Below are 20897 nucleotides of genomic sequence, written 5' to 3'. Positions count from 1 at the left end.
CAACCAGGCGGGTTTTTCTTTGGGATGGCGCCGGGCCGGGCCCGAAACGCTTAGTTCTTCTTCGCCATGTCGGCGGTGGTGGGCAAACCGTTGGCCACCCAGGCTTCGACGCCGCCGCGGTACCAATAGGCGGTCCAGCCGAGCGACCCGGCGCGCAACGCCGCGTTGTACGACGAACGGTCGTTCATGCTGGCGCCCACGAACACGACCGCCGCACGGCGATTGTTGTTCGCCTTTTTCAGCAGCCAGGCATCCAGGGCGCTTTGCAACTGGTCCGTGACACTGCCATCCGAGCCCGCATCGGCCAGGGGATAACCGATGGGCAGCGTATCGCGCAGCCCGCTGGTGTCGACGATCAGCAGATTACTGTCGTTCTTGATCATGCCGACCAGGTCACCGGTCGTGATCAGCTTGGCGCGGTTGATCTGGTTCGGCGTCGGACCCTTATACGGTGAGGGGAACAGCAGGAACGTGGCAGGCACGCCCATATCCTTGAGTTCGTCGATGGCGCTCGGCGGCATCCCCTGCCCCGGCGGCGATTGCCTGGGCTGCTGTTGCGGCTGCTGCTGCGGTTGTTGGGAAGGCGCCTTGCCGCCGCCTGCGGGCACGACTTCCCCGCCCACCGTGCCCATTTCGATGTCGGAGATCATCACCGCAATGTTCTCGATCAGCTCATAGCACATGGTGATCGAGCCTTCGCGCGGGCTGTACCAGGCGTTGAGCGTGCCACAGTCTTTGAACACCACGTTCACCGGCCTGGGCAACACATAGGTTTGCCCCAGCAGCTTGATGTTGGTCGAAATCGCGTCCGACAGGGCGCTGGCGAACAGATTGCCGATCTTGCGCTTGGACGGTTCGAAGACCACGTTGACCGGCGCGCCGGGCGCGTTGGCCGGCTGCTGGCCGTCGGGCGACCAAGTGCCGACACGGGTGTGCGGCGCCAGGATCTTGCGCCAGGCGCGGTTCTGCTTGTTGAATTCGTCGGCGCAACGCGCCTTGGTCCGGTCTTCCAGGCCCACGTGTTTGGCGACCGATTCGAACACGGCCGGATTGCCGCCATACATGATGCACAGCATGTTGCGAAAGCGCTTGAGGTCGCCCGTGTGCTCGTCCTGCCAGGCCGACGATTCGGACGCCCCGCGCTTTTCCGCCAGCTTGCCGCTGTAATACCACTGCAAGGCGGCGTAGGTCGCGGCGTCACGCGCCATGGTGTTCGAGTCTTCGTCCGCCGACGGGTACATCGTCGGCTCGACAATCTGCAAGGCGGCGTAGATATCCACCGCATCTTCTTCGGCGCCCGTGGACGGCAATTCCAGTTCGCCGATCAACGCATGGCCGAACTCATGCATGAAAATGCTGCGCATGATGCCGACGTACACCGATACGATACGCATCGTGTCGCCGCCAAAACGCGGATACGGACCGGCGCCGGCCAAGCCGGAGCCGCCCGAATTGTTGGGTGCCGGGGCCGCGGCAGGCGGCTGCGTGCCCTGCGGCGCGCTGGCGCCGCCACCCGCGCCCCCCCCTCGCGGCGGCAAGCCGGCAGGTTGCGGAGCCGGCGCGCCAGCGCCGCTGCGCGGGGGCAAGCCGCCGCCTTGTTGCGCAGGCGCGCCCTGCCGGGGCGCCAGGTCGGTATTGATCGAAAAGTCCGCGATGCCGAACGTGCCCACGTCGTACGCCATGATGCCGATATCGCCGCCCACGGCGGAAGAATCGGTCACGTCGCCGATGATCTTGCCGTTCACGATGAACCGCGCTGCGCCCGGCAACTCGACCACCTTGATGCGGTCAGAGCCATCCAGCTTGGCCAGGCTGGGCACCGTGGCGATATCGCGGCGCTTGTCGCCTTCCAGACAGAACAGGATGGTGTTCTTGTCGGCGGTGATCTCGATCAGGCACAAGCCCTTGGTGGCGCGATTGTTCAGCGCCACGCCAATGGAAGCCTTGGGATTCTGGGAATTGACGACGACGTTCACATCGGTGACGCGGCCCTGCTCGGGCGCAGGACCTACGCGAAGATAAAGCGTCTGTTCGCTGCCCGGCGTGGCGGGATTGCGCAGCGTGAACCAGCCGTCCTGCACCTCCCCCGTCCAGCCTTGCAGCATTTGCTGTCTTACAACGTTCGCCAGGGGACCCAGCTGTTGTTCAAACTCGGCGTGTGCGGGCGCACTGAGTGCAACTAGGGCCGAAAACAGGGCGACGCCGCGTAAACGCATCTGAATGTCTCTTGGTGGGCAGATTGAGGTGCGCAGGATATTCCAGATCAATCTGACCCGCTTATTCATTTGTTAAAGATGTATATCAAAGTAAAAGCCCCGGATTACCGGGGCTTCGTCAGCGGGGAGGTGTCGTCGATTGGCGACACGCGACATCACGAGTCCGCGCGCGCCAGCAGCGCCACGACCGTCGCCGCGATGCCTTCCTTGCGGCCTAGATATCCCAGCCCTTCGTTGGTCTTTGCCTTGATGTTGACCTCGGTTTCGGCAAGGCCCGTATCCGCGGCGATGTTCTTCACCATGGCGGGCGCATGCGGGCCGATCTTGGGCGCCTGCGCGTGCAGCGTCGCATCGATGTTCACGGGCACCCAGCCCGCGCGGCGCACCCGCGCCATCGCCTCGCGCAGCAGCACACGGCTGTCCGCGCCCTTGAATGCGGGATCGGTGTCGGGGAAGTGCCGGCCGATGTCGCCCAGGCCCGCCGCGCCCAGCAGCGCATCGGTGATCGCGTGCAACAGCACGTCCGCATCGGAATGCCCCAGCAGGCCATGCGTGTGCGGGATCGTGACCCCGCCGATGATCAGCGGGCGGCCTTCGACCAGCGCGTGCACGTCAAAGCCCTGCCCGACGCGAAAAGGAATGCTCATAGCCATTTTTCCATCAGTTCGAAATCATCCGGCCACGTCACCTTGAAATTTCGCAAGGCGCCCGGAACCAGCAACGGCGCGTACCCGGCGGCCTCGAGGGCCGACGCCTCGTCGGTGACGGTCACGCCATTCACGGAGGCCGCCGTCAGCGCATCGCGCAGCACGCCGGCCCGAAACATCTGCGGCGTCTGCGCCAGCCACAATCCATTGCGGTCCAGGGTGCGCTCCACCCGCTCGTGCCCACCCTTGACCGTATCGGCCACGGGCAATGCCAGCAGGCCGCCCACCGGGTCGGCCAGGCAGGCGTCGATCAGGCGGCGCAGCGCGGCTTCCGGCAGGCCGGGACGGGCCGCATCATGGACCAGCACCCAGGCATCGTCGGCCACGCCGCTGTCTGCCAGCGCGCCGGCAACGGTGTCGGCCCGCGTCGTGCCGCCGCAGGCCCGCCACACTGTCCGGGGCAGACCGGCCAGAGCCGCGTCCACCCACCCGTCGCCCGGCGTCACGGCCACGCGCACTTGGGACACCCGGTCGTCGGCCAGCAGCGCGCGCACCGCATGGCGCAACATCGGCTGTCCGGCCAATGGACGATATTGTTTGGGCACGGCCTGCGCGCCAGGCTGGCTGGCACGGGCGCCGACACCCGCGGCGGGAACGATCGCAATGATTGAGTCAGACATGGTGCGGTGATTTTATAATCTTCCGCTTGATGCCTGCTCCCACCCTGATGCCCACCCCCACTTCCCCCGCCACCGCCGCGCCGCCCGTCCCGGCGACCGCCCCTACCCTGTCCGCGCTGAAACCCGGCGCGCGCTATGCGCAGCCCCGCCCGCCGGGCTCGGGAGACGCCTGGTTGCTGGCGGATCTGGCAAGGCAGGCGGCCGCGCCGGTGGTCATCCTGACGGCCGAGCCGGTGGAGGCCCAGCGCCTGGCGGAAGAGATCCAGCTGTTCGCCCCGGACCTGCGCGTGCGCCAGCTACCCGACTGGGAAACGCTGCCCTATGACGCGTTTTCGCCACACCAGGATCTGATTTCCCAGCGCCTGCACACCCTGCATTCGCTGATGATGAAGACGGTGGACGTGCTGACCGTGCCGATCACCACCGCGCTGTACCGGCTGGCACCTCCGTCGTTCCTTGCTGCCTACACGTTCTCGTTCAAGCAGAAAGACAAGCTGAACGAGGCCGCCCTGCGCGCGCAACTGACGCTGGCCAACTACAACCACGTCACCCAGGTGACCGCGCCGGGCGAGTTCTGCCTGCGCGGCGGGCTGATCGACCTGTTCCCCATGGGATCGGCGGTGCCCTACCGGCTGGACCTGTTCGACGACGAGATCGAGACCATCCGCAGTTTCGACGTGGACACGCAACGCAGCCTGTACCCCGTGCGCGAGGTCCAGCTGCTGCCCGGCCGCGAATTCCCGATGGACGAGGATTCGCGGACCCGCTTCCGCGCGCGCTTTCGCGAAATATTCGAAGGCGATCCGTCCCGCGCCCTGCCCTACAAGGACATCGGCAACGGCATCCCGTTTGCCGGCGTCGAGTACTACCTGCCGCTCTTCTTCGAGGAAACGGCGACGCTCTTCGATTACCTGACCGCAGGGACCGTCACCGTCACCGTCGGCGATATCGACGACGCGATCCAGCGTTTCAATCACGACACGTCCAGCCGCTACGGCTTTCTGAAAAGCGACCGCGAGCGTCCGGTGCTGCCGCCGTCCGCGCTTTTCCTGGACAGCGAAACGCTCTACACCCGCCTGAAGGAATTCCGCCGCCTGTCGCTCACCGCCGGCGAGCCGCACCCCGACTTCCGCGCGGTGCCCGACGTCAGCGTGGCGCGCCGTTCGGACGATCCGATCGCCAAGCTGCGCGCGCTGGTGCAAACGCGCCAGACCCGCGTGCTGCTGTGCGCGGACTCCGCCGGCCGGCGCGAGACCCTGGTGCAGATGCTGAACGAGTTCGGCGTCACGCCTGACGCGCAACCGGACACCATCGAAGCCTTCCTGGCGTCCGACGCGAATTTCGGCATCGTCGCCGCGCCGCTCGCCACCGGCTTCGGGCTGCCGCAGGCCAATCTGGCCTTCCTGACCGAAAACGACCTGTACCCTGGCCTGGCCAACACCGGGCGCCGCGGCAAGCGCGACCAGGAGCGCGCCAGCAACGTCGAAGCCATGGTGCGCGACCTGTCCGAACTGCGCGCCGGCGACCCCGTCGTCCATGCGCAGCACGGCATCGGCCGCTACCATGGCCTGGTCAACATGGACATGGGCGAAGGCGAGATGGAGTTTCTCCATCTTGAATACGCCAACGGCAGCACTCTGTACGTGCCCGTCTCGCAGCTGCACGTGATCGCCCGCTACAGCGGCGCCGATCCGGAAGCCGCGCCGCTGCACCAGTTGGGCTCCGGCCAATGGGACAAGGCGCGCCGCAAGGCCGCGAAGCAGGTGCGCGACACCGCGGCAGAGCTCCTGGCGCTGTATGCGCAGCGCGCTGCGCGCGAAGGCTTCGCCTTCAACCTGCCGCTGAACGACTACCAGGCGTTTGCCGAAGGTTTCGGCTTCGAAGAGACGCCCGACCAGGCCGCTGCCATCGAGGCCGTCCTGGCGGACATGACGTCGGGCCGCCCCATGGACCGGCTGGTGTGCGGCGACGTGGGCTTCGGCAAGACCGAAGTGGCGCTGCGCGCGGCCTTCCTGGCGGTGGCCAACGGCAAGCAGGTCGCCCTGCTGTGCCCCACCACCCTGCTCGCAGAGCAGCACGCCCAGACCTTCTCGGACCGCTTCGCGGACTGGCCGGTGCGTGTGGTGGAACTGTCGCGCTTCCGGTCGGCCAAGGAAGTGGCGGCCGCCATCGAAGGCATCAACGACGGCCGGGTCGACATCGTCATCGGCACGCACAAGATCCTGTCCAAAGATGTGAAATTCAAACGTCTGGGACTGGTCATCATCGACGAAGAGCACCGCTTCGGCGTGCGCCAGAAGGAAGCGCTGAAGGCGCTGCGCGCCGAAGTGGATGTGCTGACGCTGACCGCCACGCCCATCCCGCGCACGCTCGGCATGTCGCTCGAAGGCATCCGCGACTTCTCCGTCATCGCCACCGCGCCGCAAAAGCGCCTGGCGATCAAGACGTTCGTGCGGCGCGAAGACGGCAGCACCCTGCGCGAAGCCCTGTTGCGCGAACTCAAGCGCGGCGGCCAGTGCTACTTCCTGCACAACGAAGTCGAGACCATCCACAACCGCCGCGCCCGCCTCGAAGAGCTGGTGCCCGAGGCCCGCATCGCGGTCGCCCACGGCCAGATGCCCGAGCGCGAGCTGGAACAGGTAATGAAGGGCTTCTACCAGCAGCGCTACAACGTGCTGCTGTGCACGACCATCATCGAAACGGGCATCGACGTGCCCAGCGCCAACACCATCGTGATCCACCGCGCCGACCGCTTCGGGCTGGCCCAGCTGCACCAGTTGCGCGGCCGCGTGGGGCGTTCGCACCATCAGGCTTACGCCTACCTGCTGACGCCGGGCGAGGACGCCATCACGACCAACGCCAAAAAGCGCCTGGAAGCGATCCAGGCCATGGAGGAGCTGGGTTCCGGCTTCTACCTGGCCATGCACGACCTGGAGATCCGCGGCACGGGCGAAGTGCTGGGCGATTCGCAATCGGGCAACATCCAGGAAGTGGGCTTCTCGATGTACAACGAGATGCTCAACGAGGCCGTGCGCGCTCTGCGCGCCGGTGAAGAACCCGACCTGGACGCGCCCTTCAACCTGGCCTGCGAAGTCAACCTGCATGCGCCCGCGCTGCTGCCGTCGGACTACTGCGCCGACGTGCATGCGCGCCTGGGCATCTACAAGCGCCTGGCCCACGCCGCCGACGAGGACGATCTCATCCACATCCAGGAAGAACTGATCGACCGCTTCGGCAAACTGCCCGAGGCCGCGCAGACGCTGCTGACCACGCACCGCCTGCGCCTGGCCGCGCAACCGCTGGGCATCGTCAAGATCGACGCCAGCGAAACGCAGGCCCTGCTGCAATTCGGCCCGAAAACTACGGTCGATCCCGGCCGGATCATTGAACTTGTGCAACGCCAACGCAACATCAAACTGGCTGGACAGGATAAATTGCGGATTGAGATCAAGGCCGCGCAGATCGCCGCCCGCGCCGACGCCGTGCGCGTCGTGCTGCGCGCCTTGAAGTGAACCCGCCAACCTTCGCAACTTTATGACTACCCATCACCTTGTCGTCCAATCTCCCGGCCTGACCATCGAACACGCGGAACAGCTGGCTGCCCTGGCGCAAGCCCAGGGCGTGGCACGCATCAGCAACACCGCCGCCCGTCTGCTGGACGTGCAGCATGACGCCCTGACCCGCGCGGAAGTCGTCGCCTGGGCCGAACGCAACGGCGTGGACGTGGCCTTTCTGCCTGCCGGCCTCAAGCTGTCGCAATGCAAGGTGCTGGCGATGGACATGGATTCCACGCTGATCAACATCGAATGCATTGATGAGATCGCCGGCGTGGTGGGCGTGAAAGACAAGGTGTCCGAGATCACCGAAGCCGCCATGCGCGGCGAGATCAAGGACTTCGCGGAAAGCCTGCGCCGCCGGGTCGCGCTGTTGAAAGGCGTGCCGGCCGAAGCGCTGGAACAGGTCTATGTGGAAAAGCTGCGGCTGAACCCGGGAGCCGAACGCCTGATCAGCACCGCGCAGGCGGCAGGCATCAAAGTCCTGCTGGTCTCAGGCGGCTTCACCTTCTTCACCGACCGCCTGCGCGAACGGTTAAAGCTCGACAGCGCGCACGCCAACACGCTGGAGATCGACAACGGCTTGTTGACCGGTCAGGTCGTGGGCGACATCCTGGATGCCTCCGCCAAGGCGGTCTACCTGCGCGAGTTCGCCCGCACGCATGGCGCCACGAAAGAGCAGATCATCGCGATGGGCGATGGCGCCAACGACCTGCTGATGCTGGGCGCCGCGGGCTTCCCGGTCGCCTATCACGCCAAGCCGCTGGTGCGCGAACAGACCCGCTTCGCGTTGAACGTGACGGGCCTGGACGGTGTGCTGAACTGGTTCGAAAGCTGACCGGCCGCAGACAGGCGGCATCGTCGCCATGAAAAAAAGCCACCTTGCGGTGGCTTTTCTCATTGCGGCGCCGGATCAGTACCGGACCTTCAGCGACAGCAATGCCGCGCGACCCGTGCCCAGTGCGGCATAGTGCGCCGCATAGGCCTTGGTGTAGTACGTTTCGTCGAACAGGTTCAACACGTTCAACTGCGCCGAGAAGTGCTCGTTGAATTCGTAGCCTGCCATGGCGTCGAAGCGCCAGTATGACGGCACCCAGCGCGCCTTGGGCGTGCCGTCGGCGTTGCTGGAGGCGTCCGCATTGCCGAACTGCTTGTCCACGTAATAGGCGCCGCCGCCGACCGTCAGCTTGGGCAAGACCTTGTAGGTCGTCCACAGGCTGAAGGCGTTGCGCGGCGTGTTGGGCAGGTCCTGCCCCACGGCGCCGCTGTTGTAGGCGCCCTTGGTCACTTCGCTGTCCATGAAAGTGTAGCCGCCGAACACGTTCCACTTGGGCGTGATGTTGCCCGAGAAGCCCAGTTCGATGCCGCGCACCTTGGCCTCGCCGACTTGCGCCACCTCCGTGGCGGACACGGCCACGCTCGTGTTCTTGCGAATGTCGTGGAATGCTGCCGCGGACAGCGTCAGACGGTCGTCGAACACCTGCCACTTGGTGCCCAGTTCAACCGTGCGGCTCTTTTCGGGCTCGAGCGACGAGCTCGTGATCGACGCGGCATCGCTGATGGCGCCGGCCGCGATGGCGGACGGCGTGGACGACGTGCCGTACGTGGCATAGATCGTGCCATTGGGCACGGGCTTGTAGGCCAGGCCCACCTGATAGTTGAACAGGTTGTCTTCGCGGCTGGTGCTGTAGAACGCGGGCGTGGAGGCCGGATCGTTGCGGCCCTTCGCGATGTTGCTGCCGCTGGTACGGTAGTTGTCCCAGCGCGCACCCAGGCTGGCTTGCCATTGCTCGTTGAACTTGATGGTGTCGAAGCCGTAAAACGCCACCGTATCCGTGTTGTAGCGGGCCGGATTGTCGGCGCGGGTCAGGTGGCCGGTATAGTCGGTGCCCGGATCCGGATTCCACAGAGACGCGCACAGGGCCGGGTTGGACAGGTCGGTCGCACTGACCTTGCACGCCATCGGGCCGTTGGCGATGCTTTGGGTATAACTGTCCTTGTCCTGCTTGATGTTGCTGTATTCGAAGCCCAGGTCGAACGTGTGCTTCAAGCTGCCGGTGTCGAATTCACCGGTCAGGTCCGTCTGATTGGCGAAGCTCTTGGTGACGTAGTAGCCCGACTTCAGCGCGCGGTAGACCAGACCGTTGGGCACGTTGCCCTTGCTGTCGTCCGGGTTGGTGGCGGCGAAATCGGTCGTGCCACGGCCATAGCGGGTCACGTTGCGCAGTTGTAGCTTGTCCGAGAAATCGTGCTGGAAATCGACGGTCGCGACGTCATCGCGCGTGCTCATGAAGTCCCGGCCTTTGAGGCCGTAGAACGTCTTGCGGCTCACGCCCATCGTCTCCGTCACCGGCTGGCCCGTTTTCGGGTCATACGGGATGGAGTAATCCGGCATGCTGTCGTCTTGGTAGTGGTAGTAGCTCAGCGTGATGCGGGTTGGCGTACCCACGCCCAGCATCAGCGACGGCGCCACGCCCCAACGCTCGAAATTGACGGCATCGTCGCGACCAGGCACATCGCCCTTGTTGCCCATCACGTTCAGGCGGAACGCCGCCTTGTCGGCCAGGCGCCAGTTGCTGTCGATCGTGGCGCGGTAGTTGTTATCCGTGCCGATCTGGGCCGTGGCTTCGGTGAAGTCCGTCGCTTTGGGCGCCTTGCTGACCATGTTGATGCTGCCGCCCGCGCCGCCACGGCCGGAATACACCGAGTCCGGGCCCTTGATCACTTCCACCTGTTCGAGGTTGAAGGTGTCGCGCACTTGGGTGCTTGAATCGCGGATGCCGTCCAGGAACAGGCTGCCCGCGGCATTCTGGCCACGGATGATCGGCAGGTCGCCGCCCGGGCGGCCGCCTTCGCCCGCGCCGAACGTGATGCCCGGCGAATTGCGGAGCACGTCCTGCAGCGTGGAGGCAGCCTGGTCCTGGATCACCTGTTTCGGCACGACTTGCACCGTGCGCGGCGTGTCCAGCAGCGGCGCGGTCATCTTCGGCGACGGCACCGTGCTGGTCTGGTAGGAAGACCCTTCGCCTTCCACCCGTACCGGGGCAAGCTGCGTCACGCCCGAATCCGCGGACTGCGCGGCGGCGTAGGGGCTGATGAACAGGGCGGGCGCGGCGATGGCGGCGGCCAGCGAGGTAGTGAGCGTATTCAGCGAATACGAATCTTGGGGCTTCAAACCAGCTTCTCCAGAATATGAATAGCAACGATTCTTGTTTTTTTACCGGTTGCGATTTTGATCCTGCTCACTGAATGAAACCTGAATGAAAGCAATTGCCTCACGTTAAAGATGAAAAAACAACACTTATAGCCGCACGTTCGTTATTAATCATGCTTTATAACGGAACTTAACGGTGACGGATGATGCGGCTTCATGAGCGCAGTGGCACGCATGCGATGTCCACGCGGACATGCCTGGAAGCGCCGCCACGCGCTTTGGAGGACGATCAAGCACATTTCACGGACGCAAAAAAAAACGCCCCTGACGGGGCGTTTGGCGGCTTGGCGGGCCTTCAGGTGCGCAAGCGGGGATGCCGTTTGAACAAGTAGCGGTACACGAAGCCCGGATAGGCCAGCACCAGGAACAAGCTCAGGGTAATCGCGTAGAACTCCCACGTCTGGGCAAAGCGGTTGCCCAAGGTGGATTCGAACGCAAAGCCCAGCGCGCCAACGATGGCGTAGAACACCAGCACTTCAAGCAGACGCAGCCAGAACGGTTTGACGGCGGCCTCCCCGCCCTGCTTCCAGGGCAGGACGGCGAATACCCGTTCCGTCAGGAACGGGAGGTTCGCGCTGACCAAGGCCAGCGCGATCAACAGCCATACCGCCAGCGTCTGGTTCATGGCTGGTATCCGCTTACAGGCTCAGCGACGAACGGATGGCCTGGACGCACAGCGCCATCAGGCCGCCCGGCAGCAGGCCCAGCACCAGCATCATGGCGCCGTTGATCGACAGCAGGCCGCGCTGGCCGCAGGTGGCGGCGATCGGTGCTGCGTTGGCCGCCGGTTCGTCGAAGTACACGACCTTGACGACACGCAGGTAGTAGAACGCGCCGATCAGCGAGAACAGCACTGCGATCACGGCCAGGGTCACGTGGCCGGCGCTGATCAGCGCTTGCAGCACGGCCAGCTTGGCGTAGAAGCCCACCAGCGGCGGAATGCCGGCCAAGGAGAACATCAGCAACAGCACGATGGCGGCATGCCACGGGCTGCGGCGGTTCAGGCCCTTCAGGTCGTCGATCTGCTCGCACTCGAAGCCCTGGCGCGACAGCAGCAGCACGATGCCGAAGCTGGCCAGCGTGGTCAGGACGTAGGTCAGCATGTAGAACAGCGACGCGCCATAGGCGGCCGAGGCCAGTTCCGGCTTGCCCGCGACGGAACCCGACATCAGGCCCAGCAGCACGAAGCCCATGTGCGAGATGGTCGAGTAGGCAAGCATGCGCTTGAAGTTGGTCTGCGCAATGGCGGTCAGGTTGCCGATAGCCAGCGACAGCACGGCCAGGATCATCAGCATCGGCTGCCAGTCGGCGGCCAGGCCATGCAGGCCGTCCACCAGCAGGCGCAGCGTGATGGCGAAGGCAGCCAGCTTGGGCGCGCCGCCCAGGATCAGCGTGACCGCGGTCGGCGAACCCTGGTAGACGTCCGGCACCCACATGTGGAACGGAACCGCACCGAGCTTGAACGCCAGGCCCGACACCAGGAACACGATGCCGAACACCAGCGCCATCTTCTCCGCCTTGCCGGCGGCGATGACCTTGGAGATTTCAGCCAGGTCAAGATGACCCGTGGAACCGTAGACCATCGACATGCCGTAGAGCAGGAAGCCCGAGGCCAATGCGCCCAGCACGAAGTACTTCATGGCGGCTTCGGTGGCCACGACGTCGTCGCGACGCAGGGCGATCAGCGCGTACAGCGCCAGCGACATCAGTTCCAGGCCCAGGTAGATCGAGATCAGGTTCCCGGAGGAGATCATGACCATCTGGCCCAGCAGCGCAAACAGCGTCAGGACATAGAGCTCGCCGCCCTTGAGCATGTCGCGGACCTGCGCATAGACGCGGCCGTAGACAAGCGTGGCGCCCACGGCGATGTAGGACGCGATCTTGAGCAGGTGCGACAGTTCGTCGGTGACGTACAGCCCGTGGAACGTCGCGCCCGCGACGCCGTTCTTCCATTGCACGGCCGACACGACGGTCAGCACGCCCAATGCCAGCAGGGTCAGCAGGAACGTCGGCTTGCGCTCAGGGTGATTGCTGACCGCGTCGACGAGCAGGATAGCCAGGCCGAAAACCAGCAGAAGGATTTCCGGTGTCGCCAGGGCGAAATCGATTTGGGATTGCATCATTGTCTTGTCTTACAGTTTCGAGACGGCAACGTGTTGCAGCAGGGCCTCGACCGACACGTGCATCACGTCGGTGAAGGGCTTGGGATAGATCCCCATGTACAACACGGCGATCGCCATCACGCCAAGAATCACAAATTCGCGGCGGTTGATATCGGTCAGTTCGCGCACATGGTCATTGGCGATGTCGCCCAGGACCACGCGCTTGACCATCCACAGCGAATACGAAGCACCCAGGATCAGGGCGGTAGCCGCCAACAGGCCGATCCAGAAGTTGTGCTCGACCGCGCCCATGATCACCATGAACTCGCCGACGAAACCGCTGGTGGCCGGCAGGCCGCTGTTGGCCATCGAGAACAGGATGAAGAACGTGGCGAAGCGCGGCATCACGTTGACCACGCCGCCGTAGTCGGCGATGCGGCGCGAGTGCATGCGGTCGTACAGGACGCCGATACACATGAACATGGCGCCGGACACGAAGCCGTGCGAGATCATCTGCACGATGGCGCCTTCGACGCCGGCCGTGTTGAAGATGAAGAAGCCCAGCGTCACGAAACCCATGTGGGCAACCGACGAGTAAGCCACCAGCTTCTTCATGTCTTCCTGGATGATCGCCACCAGGCCGATGTAGATCACCGCGACGAGCGACAGCGTGATCATCAGGCCAGCCAGGCTGTGCGAAGCGTCCGGCGTGATCGGCAGCGAGAAGCGCAGGAAACCATAGGCGCCCAGCTTCAGCATGATCGCGGCCAGCACGATGGACCCGCCCGTAGGCGCTTCAACGTGAACGTCCGGCAACCACGTGTGAACCGGCCACATCGGCACCTTCACCGCAAAAGCCGCCAGCAGCGCCACGAAGATCAGGATCTGCTCGGTCTGGCCCAGCTTGACCTGGTGCCAGGTCAGGATGTCGAACGAACCACCCGAGGCGTGCCACAGGTAGATGAACGCGATCAGGGTCAGCAAAGAACCCATCAGCGTGTACAGGAAGAACTTGAATGCCGCGTAGATGCGGTTGTCGCCGCCCCACGCGCCGATGATGATGTACATCGGGATCAGCGTGGCTTCGAAGAACACGTAGAACAGCATGCCGTCCAGCGCGACGAACACGCCCACCATCAGACCCGACAGGATCAGGAAAGCGGCCATGTACTGTGCCACGCGGCTGGTGATGACTTCCCAGCCGGCCAGCACCACGATGATGGTGATGAACGCGGTCAGGAGGACGAACCACAGCGAAATGCCGTCGATGCCCAGGTGGTAGTTGACGTTGAAGGCTTCAATCCACGAAGCCTTCTCCACAAACTGCATGGCGGCCGTGGTGTTGTCAAAACCGGTGTAGAGCGGAATCGTGACGAGGAAACCGGCGACGGCGCCGGCGAGCGACAGGCCGCGCGTCAGACCGGGACGGTCGTCACGGCCCACCGCCAGCACCAGCAGGCCGAATACGATCGGGACAAAGATCGCAAGCGTGAGCCAGGGGAAAGTGTTGGATGCCATCTCGCTTGCCATCATTGGGGAATCAGCACAAAGAAAGTCACCAGCGCCATGATGCCGATGATCATCGCGAACGCGTAGTGATAGATGAAGCCGGACTGCAGGTGGCGGCTGACCGCAGCCACCCAGCCCACCACGCGGGCGCTACCGTTGACCAGCAAACCGTCGATGATGCCGCGGTCGCCGGTATTCCACAGGCCACGGCCCAGGGCGCGCATGCCGCGAGCGATGATCTGCTCGTTGACCCAGTCCACGTAGTACTTGTTCTCAAGCACCTTGTTCACGCCAGACAGGCTGGACTTGATCGCGGCCGGAACCTTGGGGTTGATCAGGTAGCAGTACCAGGCGATGACGAAACCTGCCACGACCAGCCAGAACGGCAGGGTCTGGAAGGCATGCAGGCCATAGGCGACCCAACCGTGCCACTCTTCGTTCAGTTCGTGCATGGCCGGATGCTGCGGCAGCACCGTGATCACGCCGTTGAAGAACTTGCCGAACAGCATCGGGTCGACCGCCCAGGCGCCGACCAGCACCGACGGGATCGCCAGCAGGATCAGCGGCAGCGTGACCACCCACGGCGACTCATGCGGCTTGCCGCCATGATGGCCGTGGCCGTGATCATCGTGACCGTGGTCGTCATGGGCATGGTCGTCGTGGCCGTGGCCGTGGTCGCTGGTGTCGAAGCGTTCCTTGCCGTGGAAAACCAGGAAGTACACGCGGAACGAGTACAGCGACGTGACGAACACGCCGATCAGCACGGCGTAGTACGCGAAGCTTGCGCCCCACACATTCGCGTGCCCGGCGGCCTCGATGATGTTTTCCTTCGAGTAGAAACCCGAGAAGAACGGCGTGCCGACCAGTGCCAGCGTGCCCAGCAGGAAGGTGATCCAGGTGATGGGCATGTACTTGCGCAGGCCGCCCATGTTGCGGATGTCCTGGTCGTGGTGCATGCCGATGATGACCGAACCCGCGCCCAGGAACAGCAGCGCCTTGAAGAACGCGTGGGTCATCAAGTGGAAAATCGCCACCGAGTAGGCCGATGCGCCGAGCGCCACGGTCATGTAGCCCAGCTGCGACAGCGTGGAGTACGCGACAACGCGCTTGATGTCGGTCTGGATGATGCCCAGGATGCCCAGGAACAGTGCGCCGATGGCGCCGATCACGATGATGAACGACAGCGCCACGTCCGACAGTTCGAACAGCGGCGAGAAGCGCGCGACCATGAAGATGCCGGCCGTCACCATGGTGGCGGCGTGGATCAGCGCGGAGATCGGGGTCGGGCCTTCCATCGAGTCGGGCAGCCAGGCGTGCAGGGGGACCTGGGCCGATTTGCCCATGGCGCCGATGAACAGGCAAATACACGCCACCGTCAGCAGCATCCAGTCCGAACCCGGCAGGGTCATCGTGGCCAGCTTGTCGGCTTGGGCGAACACTTCGCCGTAGTGCATCGTGCCGGCGTACGCGAACAGCAGGCCGATGCCCAGCACGAAGCCGAAGTCGCCGACGCGGTTGATCAGGAACGCCTTCATGTTGGCGAAGATCGCCGTCGGGCGGGTGTACCAGAAACCGATCAGCAGGTACGACACCAGGCCCACTGCTTCCCAGCCGAAGAACAGCTGCACCATGTTGTTCGACATCACCAGCATCAGCATGGAGAACGTGAACAGCGAGATGTACGAGAAGAAGCGCTGGTAGCCGGGATCATCCGCCATGTAGCCGATGGTGTAGATGTGCACCATCAGCGACACGGAGGTCACCACGACCATCATCATGGCCGACAGCGGATCGATCAGGAAGCCGATTTCCAGCTTGGTCTGGCCGATGAGGCTCCAGGTGTAGACCGCGCCGTCAAAGCGCAGGCCGTTCAGCACGTCGGCCAGCACCACCACCGAACCGATGGCGGAGATGAGCACGCCCAGGATGGTGATGACGTGGGACGCGCGACGGCCGATGGGACGGCCCAGGAAGCCGGTGCCGAAAAGGCCCGCGAGAATTGCTCCGGCCAGCGGTGCCAGCGCGATGAGCAAGTAGAGATTGGGTGAGCTAGACATTTTCTTCCAATACCCCGTCAGCCCTTCAGGCGATCGAGTTCGTCAACGTTGATCGTGTTCAGGTTGCGGAACAGCAGCACCAGGATGGCCAGGCCGATCGCCGCTTCAGCGGCGGCCACGGTCAGGATGAAGAACACGAACACCTGGCCGGCGGTGTCGCCGAACCAGCTGGAGAACGCCACGAAGTTCATGTTGACGGCCAGGAGCACGAGCTCGATGGACATCAAGAGAATGATCAGGTTGCGGCGGTTCAGGAAGATGCCGAAGATCCCGATGGCGAACAGGATCGCCCCGAGGATCAGATAGTGGGCCAGCGTCAGCGTCATTCTTTTTCTCCTTGGGGCGCAGCGGCAACGCCGTTCGCGGCGTCGCGCTTGGCCTGGGCACGGTCGCTCTGGGCGGGCATGTCCACCATGCGGAAACGATCCTTCGAACGGACGCGCACGGCGGCCACGGGGTCGTTGTACTTCACGTCGCGGCGGCGGCGCAGGGTCAGCGCGATCGCGGCGACCATACCCACCAGCAGCAGCGCGGCGCCGACTTCAATGGCGTAGACATACTGCGTGTACATCACTTCGCCGAGCGCGCGGGCGTTGTTGTAGTCGCCGGCGACCGGGGCTTGCGGGCCCGAGCCGTACCAGGTGGAACCCAGCACGAACGACATTTCCAGCACCAGCACCAGACCGATCACCAGGCCCAAAGGCAGGTAGGTCTTCATGCCCTGGCGCATGGTGTCCATGCGGATGTCCAGCATCATCACGACGAAGAGGAAGAGCACCATCACGGCGCCCACGTACACCAGCACCAGCAGCAGCGCCAGGAATTCGGCGCCCAGGAGCATCCACAGCATCGCGGCGTTGGAGAACGCCAGGATCAAGTGCAGAACAGCGGTGACCGGACTGCGCGCGGTGATCACGCGGAACGCCGCGATCACCAGCACGGCGGCCAGTATGTAGAAAAGGACAGTGGTAAAAGTCATGGATCAGACCCTGGGCTTCAACGGTAAGGAGCGTCGTCGGCCCGGCGGCGGGCGATGTCGGCTTCGTAGCGGTCGCCCACGGCGAGCAGCATGTCTTTGGTGAAATACAGGTCGCCGCGCTTTTCACCGTGGTATTCGTGGATATGGGTTTCCACGATCGAATCCACGGGGCAGCTTTCCTCACAGAAGCCGCAGAAAATGCACTTGGTCAGATCGATGTCGTAACGCGTGGTGCGGCGGGAGCCGTCATCGCGCTGTTCCGATTCAATGGTGATCGCCAAGGCCGGACACACGGCTTCGCACAGCTTGCACGCGATGCAGCGCTCTTCCCCGTTGGGGTAGCGGCGCAAAGCGTGCAGGCCGCGGAAACGCGCCGACGTAGGCGTCTTTTCCTGCGGATAACGCAAGGTGACCTTGCGCTTGAAAAAATACTTGCCCGTCAGGCGCATGCCCTTGAGCAACTCGGTCAGCATCAGACTGCCGAAGAAATCTTTGATCGCTTCCATATCCTGCCTCTGCCTGGCGGCTTAGCGCCAAATGTTCCAGGGCGTCTGCATCCAGATCGCCACCACGACCAGCCAAACGCCGGTCAGCGGGATGAAGATTTTCCAACCCAAACGCATGATCTGGTCATAGCGGTAACGCGGGAACGACGCCCGGAACCACACGAACAACGAGACCACGACGAACGTTTTCAGACCCAGCCAGATCCAGCCCGGGATCCAGGTCAGCGGTGCGATGTCGATCGGGGAAGCCCAGCCGCCCAGGAACATGATCGACGCCATGCAGGACAGCAGGATCATGTTGGCGTATTCACCCAGGAAGAACAGGGCGAAGGCCATACCCGAGTACTCGACCATGTGGCCGGCCACGATTTCCGATTCGCCTTCCACCACGTCGAACGGGTGGCGGTTGGTTTCGGCGACGATCGCGACGACGTAGATCACGAACAGCGGCAACAGCGGCAGCCAGTTCCAGGACAGGAACGTCAGGCCCTTGTCGGCGAACCAGCCGCGGTTCTGGACGTTGACGATCTCGGACATGTTCAGGCTGCCGGACACCAGCAGCACCGTCACCAGCACGAAGCCGATGGCCAGTTCGTACGACAGCATCTGCGCCGAGGCGCGCAAGGCGCCCAGGAACGCGTACTTGGAGTTCGACGCCCAGCCTGCCACGATCACGCCATACACGCCGATCGACGTGATGGCCATGATGTACAGCAGGCCGGCGTTGACGTTGGCCAGCACCACTTCGGGACCGAAGGGCACGACGGCCCAGGCGGCCAGCGCGGGCATCAGCGTGACCACGGGGGCCACGACGAACAGCACCTTGTTGGCCTGGCTGGGGACGACGACTTCCTTCGTCAACAGCTTGAACACGTCGGCGAACGGTTGCAGCAACCCCTTGAAACCCACGCGGTTCGGGCCGACGCGCACGTGCATGGCGCCGATCATCTTGCGTTCCCAGTACGTCAGGTACGCGACGCACAGAATGATCGGCACGGCGATGATCACAATCTTGATGAGGGTCCAGAGGACCATCCAGACCGTCGGGCCCAGCAATGCCTGCCCGTGGCTCTCAAGAACATTAAGCCATTCCATCAGGCACGCTCCACGCTGAGTTGACCGAATGCGCCACCCAGGGCTGCGGTGTTTTCAAAGGCTGCGGAAATGCGCACGGCGCGATCGGCCACGGCATCATCCTGCACGGTTTCGAGTTCGACGGCGCCTTGCGCACCCGCGACGCGCACCTTCACGCCGGCGGTCAGGCCGAGGCTGGCGAGCGTGCGGCCGTTCATGGCGGCAGCCGGCTTCTTCGAGGCCGGGGACGCTTGCAGCGGCTCCGAACGGCGGACCATGGCGTCGGTGCGGTAGATCGGCACGTCAGCCACGCGTTCCAGGCCGCTTGCGGCTTGGCCCAGGCCCAGCGGGGCCTTGACGTCGTTGGACAAGCGGCCTTCGATGCCGCCGGCCAGCACGGCGTCGCGCACGGATTCGGAGGTCTCGTCGTCAAAGCCGGCCAGGTGCAGGACGTTGCCCAGCACGCGCAGGACCTTCCAGCCCGGACGCGTCTGGCCCAACGGCGTGACCGTGCCCTTGAAGCTCTGGGCCAGGCCTTGCGCGTTGACGAACGTACCCGAGGTCTCGGTGAACGGCGACACCGGCAGCATGACGTCGGCCCACTCGGCGGCGGCCGAACGGTACGGCGTCAGGGCGACGGCGAACTGCGCGCCACGCAGCGCGGCGATGGCTTGCTGGCCGTTGTCGGCATCCAGCAGCGGCTCGGCGTGCAGCACGACATAGGCCTTCAGCGGCTCGGCCAGCATGGCGGCGGCGGTCTTGCCGCCCTTGCCCGGAACGGCGCCGGCCAGGTAACCGCCGACGGTATTGCCGCCGGAGGTCAGGAAGCCGAACTTGCCGCCGGCCAGGTCAGCCACGGCGCGGCCATTGGCGGCCAGCGTCGAAGCCTGGGCGCTGGCGACAGCCAGGTTGCCCATCAGCACGGCGGTGTTGGCGCCGGAAGCCAGGCTCGCGGCGATGATCTTGGCGTTTTCGCCCGGGGTGACCGAGGCGAATTCGGCCGGCACCGCTTGTTCGCGGGATTGCGCCAGGGCGACGGCCACTTCGGCCAGCGCGCGCGGCAGCTCGGACGGCGCGACGGTGATGCGGGCGGCGACAGGCATCAGAGGATCGTCAGCGGCGCTGTCGACCATCAGGATCTGCGTGCCGCGCTTGGCGGCCTGGCGCAGGCGTTGCGCCATCAGCGGATGGTCCTTGCGCAGGAACGAGCCGACGACCAGGACGCGGTCCAGGTTGTCGAGTTCGGCGATGGGCATGCCCAACCACGGCGCGCCGGTCAATGCGGCGTCGAACGCCGGATCGGTCTGGCGCAGGCGGAAGTCGATGTTCTCGGAGCCCAGCGCGCGGACCAGGCGGCCCAGCAGCGCATATTCTTCGGTGGTGGCGTATTCCGACGCCAGCGCGCCGATCTGGCCGGCGCCGAAGCTGTCACGGACACGCGACAGGCCTTGGGCCACGGCTTGCAGCGCGTCGGCCCACGAGGCTTCCTGCCACTTGCCGTCGGTGCCCTTGATCATCGGGGCGGACAGGCGGTCGTCGCTGTTCAGGCCTTCGTACGAGAAGCGGTCGCGGTCGCTGATCCAGCATTCGTTGACGGCTTCGTCTTCGAACGGGACAACGCGCATCACGCGGTCGCCCTTGACCTGGACCACCAGGTTGGCGCCCAGGCTGTCGTGCGGGCTGACCGAACGGCGGCGGGCCAGTTCCCAGGTGCGGGCGCTGTAACGGAAGGGCTTGGAGGTCAGCGCGCCCACCGGACAGATGTCGATCATGTTGCCCGACAGTTCGGACTCGATCGAGCGGCCCACGAAGGTCGTGATCTCGGAGTGTTCGCCACGGCCCAGCATGCCAAGTTCCATCACGCCGGCGATTTCCTGGCCGAAGCGCACGCAACGGGTGCAGTGGATGCAGCGGCTCATTTCCTCGGCGGAAACCAGCGGACCCAGGTCCTTGTGGAAAACGACGCGCTTTTCCTCTTGGTAACGCGAGGACGAGCCACCGTAGCCCACGGCCAGGTCTTGCAACTGGCATTCGCCGCCCTGATCGCAGATCGGGCAGTCGAGCGGGTGATTGATGAGCAAGAATTCCATCACCGACTTCTGAGCGGCGCGAGCCTTCTCAGAGCAAGTGTGGACGACCATGCCGTTGGTCACGGGCGTGGCGCAGGCGGGCAGCGCCTTGGGCGCTTTTTCCACTTCAACCAGGCACATCCGGCAGTTGGCCGCGATGGACAGTTTCTTGTGGTAGCAGAAATGCGGCACGTAAAGCCCGACTTTCTGAGCGGCATGCATGACCATGCTGCCTTCGGGCACTTCGACCTGATTGCCGTCGACGGTTAGTTCAACCATTGCTGTTCCTG

The 20897-nt window shown here is 64.4% G+C and carries 15 protein-coding genes; 2 read left to right on the top strand and 13 right to left on the bottom strand.

What is annotated here, in order from left to right; all coding sequences use genetic code 11:
* Window positions 1-50 precede the first annotated feature (50 nt).
* From ACO6D5_RS00760 to ispD, 3 genes are all read right to left on the bottom strand, one after another.
* On the bottom strand, window positions 51-2105 hold the full coding sequence (locus tag ACO6D5_RS00760; RefSeq protein ID WP_485824339.1) for a DUF4344 domain-containing metallopeptidase: 2055 nt from the start codon (window positions 2103-2105) through the stop codon (window positions 51-53).
* A 266-nt stretch (window positions 2106-2371) separates the two neighbouring features.
* Entirely contained in the window at window positions 2372-2863 is a 492-nt protein-coding gene (gene ispF / locus ACO6D5_RS00755) for a 2-C-methyl-D-erythritol 2,4-cyclodiphosphate synthase (RefSeq protein WP_485824338.1), read from the bottom strand.
* On the bottom strand, window positions 2860-3543 hold the full coding sequence (ispD, locus tag ACO6D5_RS00750; RefSeq protein WP_006223767.1) for a 2-C-methyl-D-erythritol 4-phosphate cytidylyltransferase: 684 nt from the start codon (window positions 3541-3543) through the stop codon (window positions 2860-2862). Before ispD ends, ispF begins: the two co-directional genes overlap by 4 nt.
* Window positions 3544-3590: 47 nt before the next feature.
* Here ispD and mfd point away from each other — a divergent pair, with 47 nt between their 5' ends.
* Both mfd and serB read left to right on the top strand, forming a co-directional pair.
* On the top strand, window positions 3591-7055 hold the full coding sequence (mfd, locus tag ACO6D5_RS00745; protein WP_485824341.1) for a transcription-repair coupling factor: 3465 nt from the start codon (window positions 3591-3593) through the stop codon (window positions 7053-7055).
* A 22-nt stretch (window positions 7056-7077) separates the two neighbouring features.
* Window positions 7078-7935, top strand: a complete 858-nt coding sequence (serB, locus tag ACO6D5_RS00740; protein WP_485824337.1) for a phosphoserine phosphatase SerB — start codon at window positions 7078-7080, stop codon at window positions 7933-7935.
* A gap of 75 nt (window positions 7936-8010) precedes the next feature.
* Here the strand turns inward: serB and ACO6D5_RS00735 are convergent, their stop codons facing one another.
* The 10 genes from ACO6D5_RS00735 to nuoG all read right to left on the bottom strand — a co-directional run bounded on the left by ACO6D5_RS00735 (window position 8011) and on the right by nuoG (window position 20886).
* The gene (locus tag ACO6D5_RS00735; RefSeq protein WP_315526712.1) at window positions 8011-10272 is read right to left on the bottom strand and encodes a TonB-dependent siderophore receptor; all 2262 of its coding nucleotides are present in this window, start codon (window positions 10270-10272) and stop codon (window positions 8011-8013) included.
* Between the two features lie 334 nt (window positions 10273-10606).
* Complete coding sequence (locus ACO6D5_RS00730) at window positions 10607-10936, bottom strand: DUF2818 family protein (protein WP_006223763.1); 330 nt, start codon at window positions 10934-10936, stop codon at window positions 10607-10609.
* Window positions 10937-10949: 13 nt separating this feature from the next.
* Window positions 10950-12434 carry an NADH-quinone oxidoreductase subunit NuoN gene (nuoN, locus tag ACO6D5_RS00725; protein WP_315526710.1) on the bottom strand — a complete coding sequence of 495 codons (1485 nt, stop codon included), beginning with the start codon at window positions 12432-12434 and terminating at the stop codon, window positions 10950-10952.
* Window positions 12435-12443: 9 nt separating this feature from the next.
* On the bottom strand, window positions 12444-13946 hold the full coding sequence (locus tag ACO6D5_RS00720) for an NADH-quinone oxidoreductase subunit M (RefSeq protein ID WP_315526709.1): 1503 nt from the start codon (window positions 13944-13946) through the stop codon (window positions 12444-12446).
* Complete coding sequence (gene nuoL / locus ACO6D5_RS00715; protein ID WP_315526708.1) at window positions 13943-15979, bottom strand: NADH-quinone oxidoreductase subunit L; 2037 nt, start codon at window positions 15977-15979, stop codon at window positions 13943-13945. Before nuoL ends, ACO6D5_RS00720 begins: the two co-directional genes overlap by 4 nt.
* A 17-nt stretch (window positions 15980-15996) precedes the next feature.
* The gene (gene nuoK / locus ACO6D5_RS00710; RefSeq protein WP_006217969.1) at window positions 15997-16305 is read right to left on the bottom strand and encodes an NADH-quinone oxidoreductase subunit NuoK; all 309 of its coding nucleotides are present in this window, start codon (window positions 16303-16305) and stop codon (window positions 15997-15999) included.
* Complete coding sequence (locus ACO6D5_RS00705; protein WP_006223759.1) at window positions 16302-16958, bottom strand: NADH-quinone oxidoreductase subunit J; 657 nt, start codon at window positions 16956-16958, stop codon at window positions 16302-16304. Before ACO6D5_RS00705 ends, nuoK begins: the two co-directional genes overlap by 4 nt.
* 17 nt (window positions 16959-16975) lie before the next feature.
* Window positions 16976-17464: an NADH-quinone oxidoreductase subunit NuoI gene (gene nuoI, locus ACO6D5_RS00700; RefSeq protein WP_006223758.1), complete on the bottom strand. Its 489-nt coding sequence runs from the start codon at window positions 17462-17464 to the stop codon at window positions 16976-16978.
* A 21-nt stretch (window positions 17465-17485) separates the two neighbouring features.
* On the bottom strand, window positions 17486-18559 hold the full coding sequence (nuoH, locus tag ACO6D5_RS00695; protein ID WP_006223757.1) for an NADH-quinone oxidoreductase subunit NuoH: 1074 nt from the start codon (window positions 18557-18559) through the stop codon (window positions 17486-17488).
* The gene (gene nuoG, locus ACO6D5_RS00690) at window positions 18559-20886 is read right to left on the bottom strand and encodes an NADH-quinone oxidoreductase subunit NuoG (protein WP_315526707.1); all 2328 of its coding nucleotides are present in this window, start codon (window positions 20884-20886) and stop codon (window positions 18559-18561) included. Before nuoG ends, nuoH begins: the two co-directional genes overlap by 1 nt.
* Between the last annotated feature and the right edge of the window lie 11 nt (window positions 20887-20897).

The organism is Achromobacter sp., from assembly GCF_057314935.1.
Note: the sequence above shows the minus strand (reverse complement) of the source record. Positions and strands in the feature narration are given on the sequence as shown.

Coding starts and splice junctions, on each gene's coding strand:
- ACO6D5_RS00720 (WP_315526709.1), bottom strand. CDS start 13,946: ATGATGGCAAGCGAGATGGCATCCAACACTTTCCCCTGGCTCACGCTT.
- nuoN (WP_315526710.1), bottom strand. CDS start 12,434: ATGATGCAATCCCAAATCGATTTCGCCCTGGCGACACCGGAAATCCTT.
- ACO6D5_RS00705 (WP_006223759.1), bottom strand. CDS start 16,958: ATGACTTTTACCACTGTCCTTTTCTACATACTGGCCGCCGTGCTGGTG.
- serB (WP_485824337.1), top strand. CDS start 7,078: ATGACTACCCATCACCTTGTCGTCCAATCTCCCGGCCTGACCATCGAA.
- ACO6D5_RS00760 (WP_485824339.1), bottom strand. CDS start 2,105: ATGCTGCAAGGCTGGACGGGGGAGGTGCAGGACGGCTGGTTCACGCTG.
- ispF (WP_485824338.1), bottom strand. CDS start 2,863: ATGAGCATTCCTTTTCGCGTCGGGCAGGGCTTTGACGTGCACGCGCTG.
- ACO6D5_RS00730 (WP_006223763.1), bottom strand. CDS start 10,936: ATGAACCAGACGCTGGCGGTATGGCTGTTGATCGCGCTGGCCTTGGTC.
- nuoG (WP_315526707.1), bottom strand. CDS start 20,886: ATGGTTGAACTAACCGTCGACGGCAATCAGGTCGAAGTGCCCGAAGGC.
- mfd (WP_485824341.1), top strand. CDS start 3,591: ATGCCCACCCCCACTTCCCCCGCCACCGCCGCGCCGCCCGTCCCGGCG.
- nuoI (WP_006223758.1), bottom strand. CDS start 17,464: ATGGAAGCGATCAAAGATTTCTTCGGCAGTCTGATGCTGACCGAGTTG.
- ispD (WP_006223767.1), bottom strand. CDS start 3,543: ATGTCTGACTCAATCATTGCGATCGTTCCCGCCGCGGGTGTCGGCGCC.
- nuoH (WP_006223757.1), bottom strand. CDS start 18,559: ATGGAATGGCTTAATGTTCTTGAGAGCCACGGGCAGGCATTGCTGGGC.
- nuoL (WP_315526708.1), bottom strand. CDS start 15,979: ATGTCTAGCTCACCCAATCTCTACTTGCTCATCGCGCTGGCACCGCTG.
- nuoK (WP_006217969.1), bottom strand. CDS start 16,305: ATGACGCTGACGCTGGCCCACTATCTGATCCTCGGGGCGATCCTGTTC.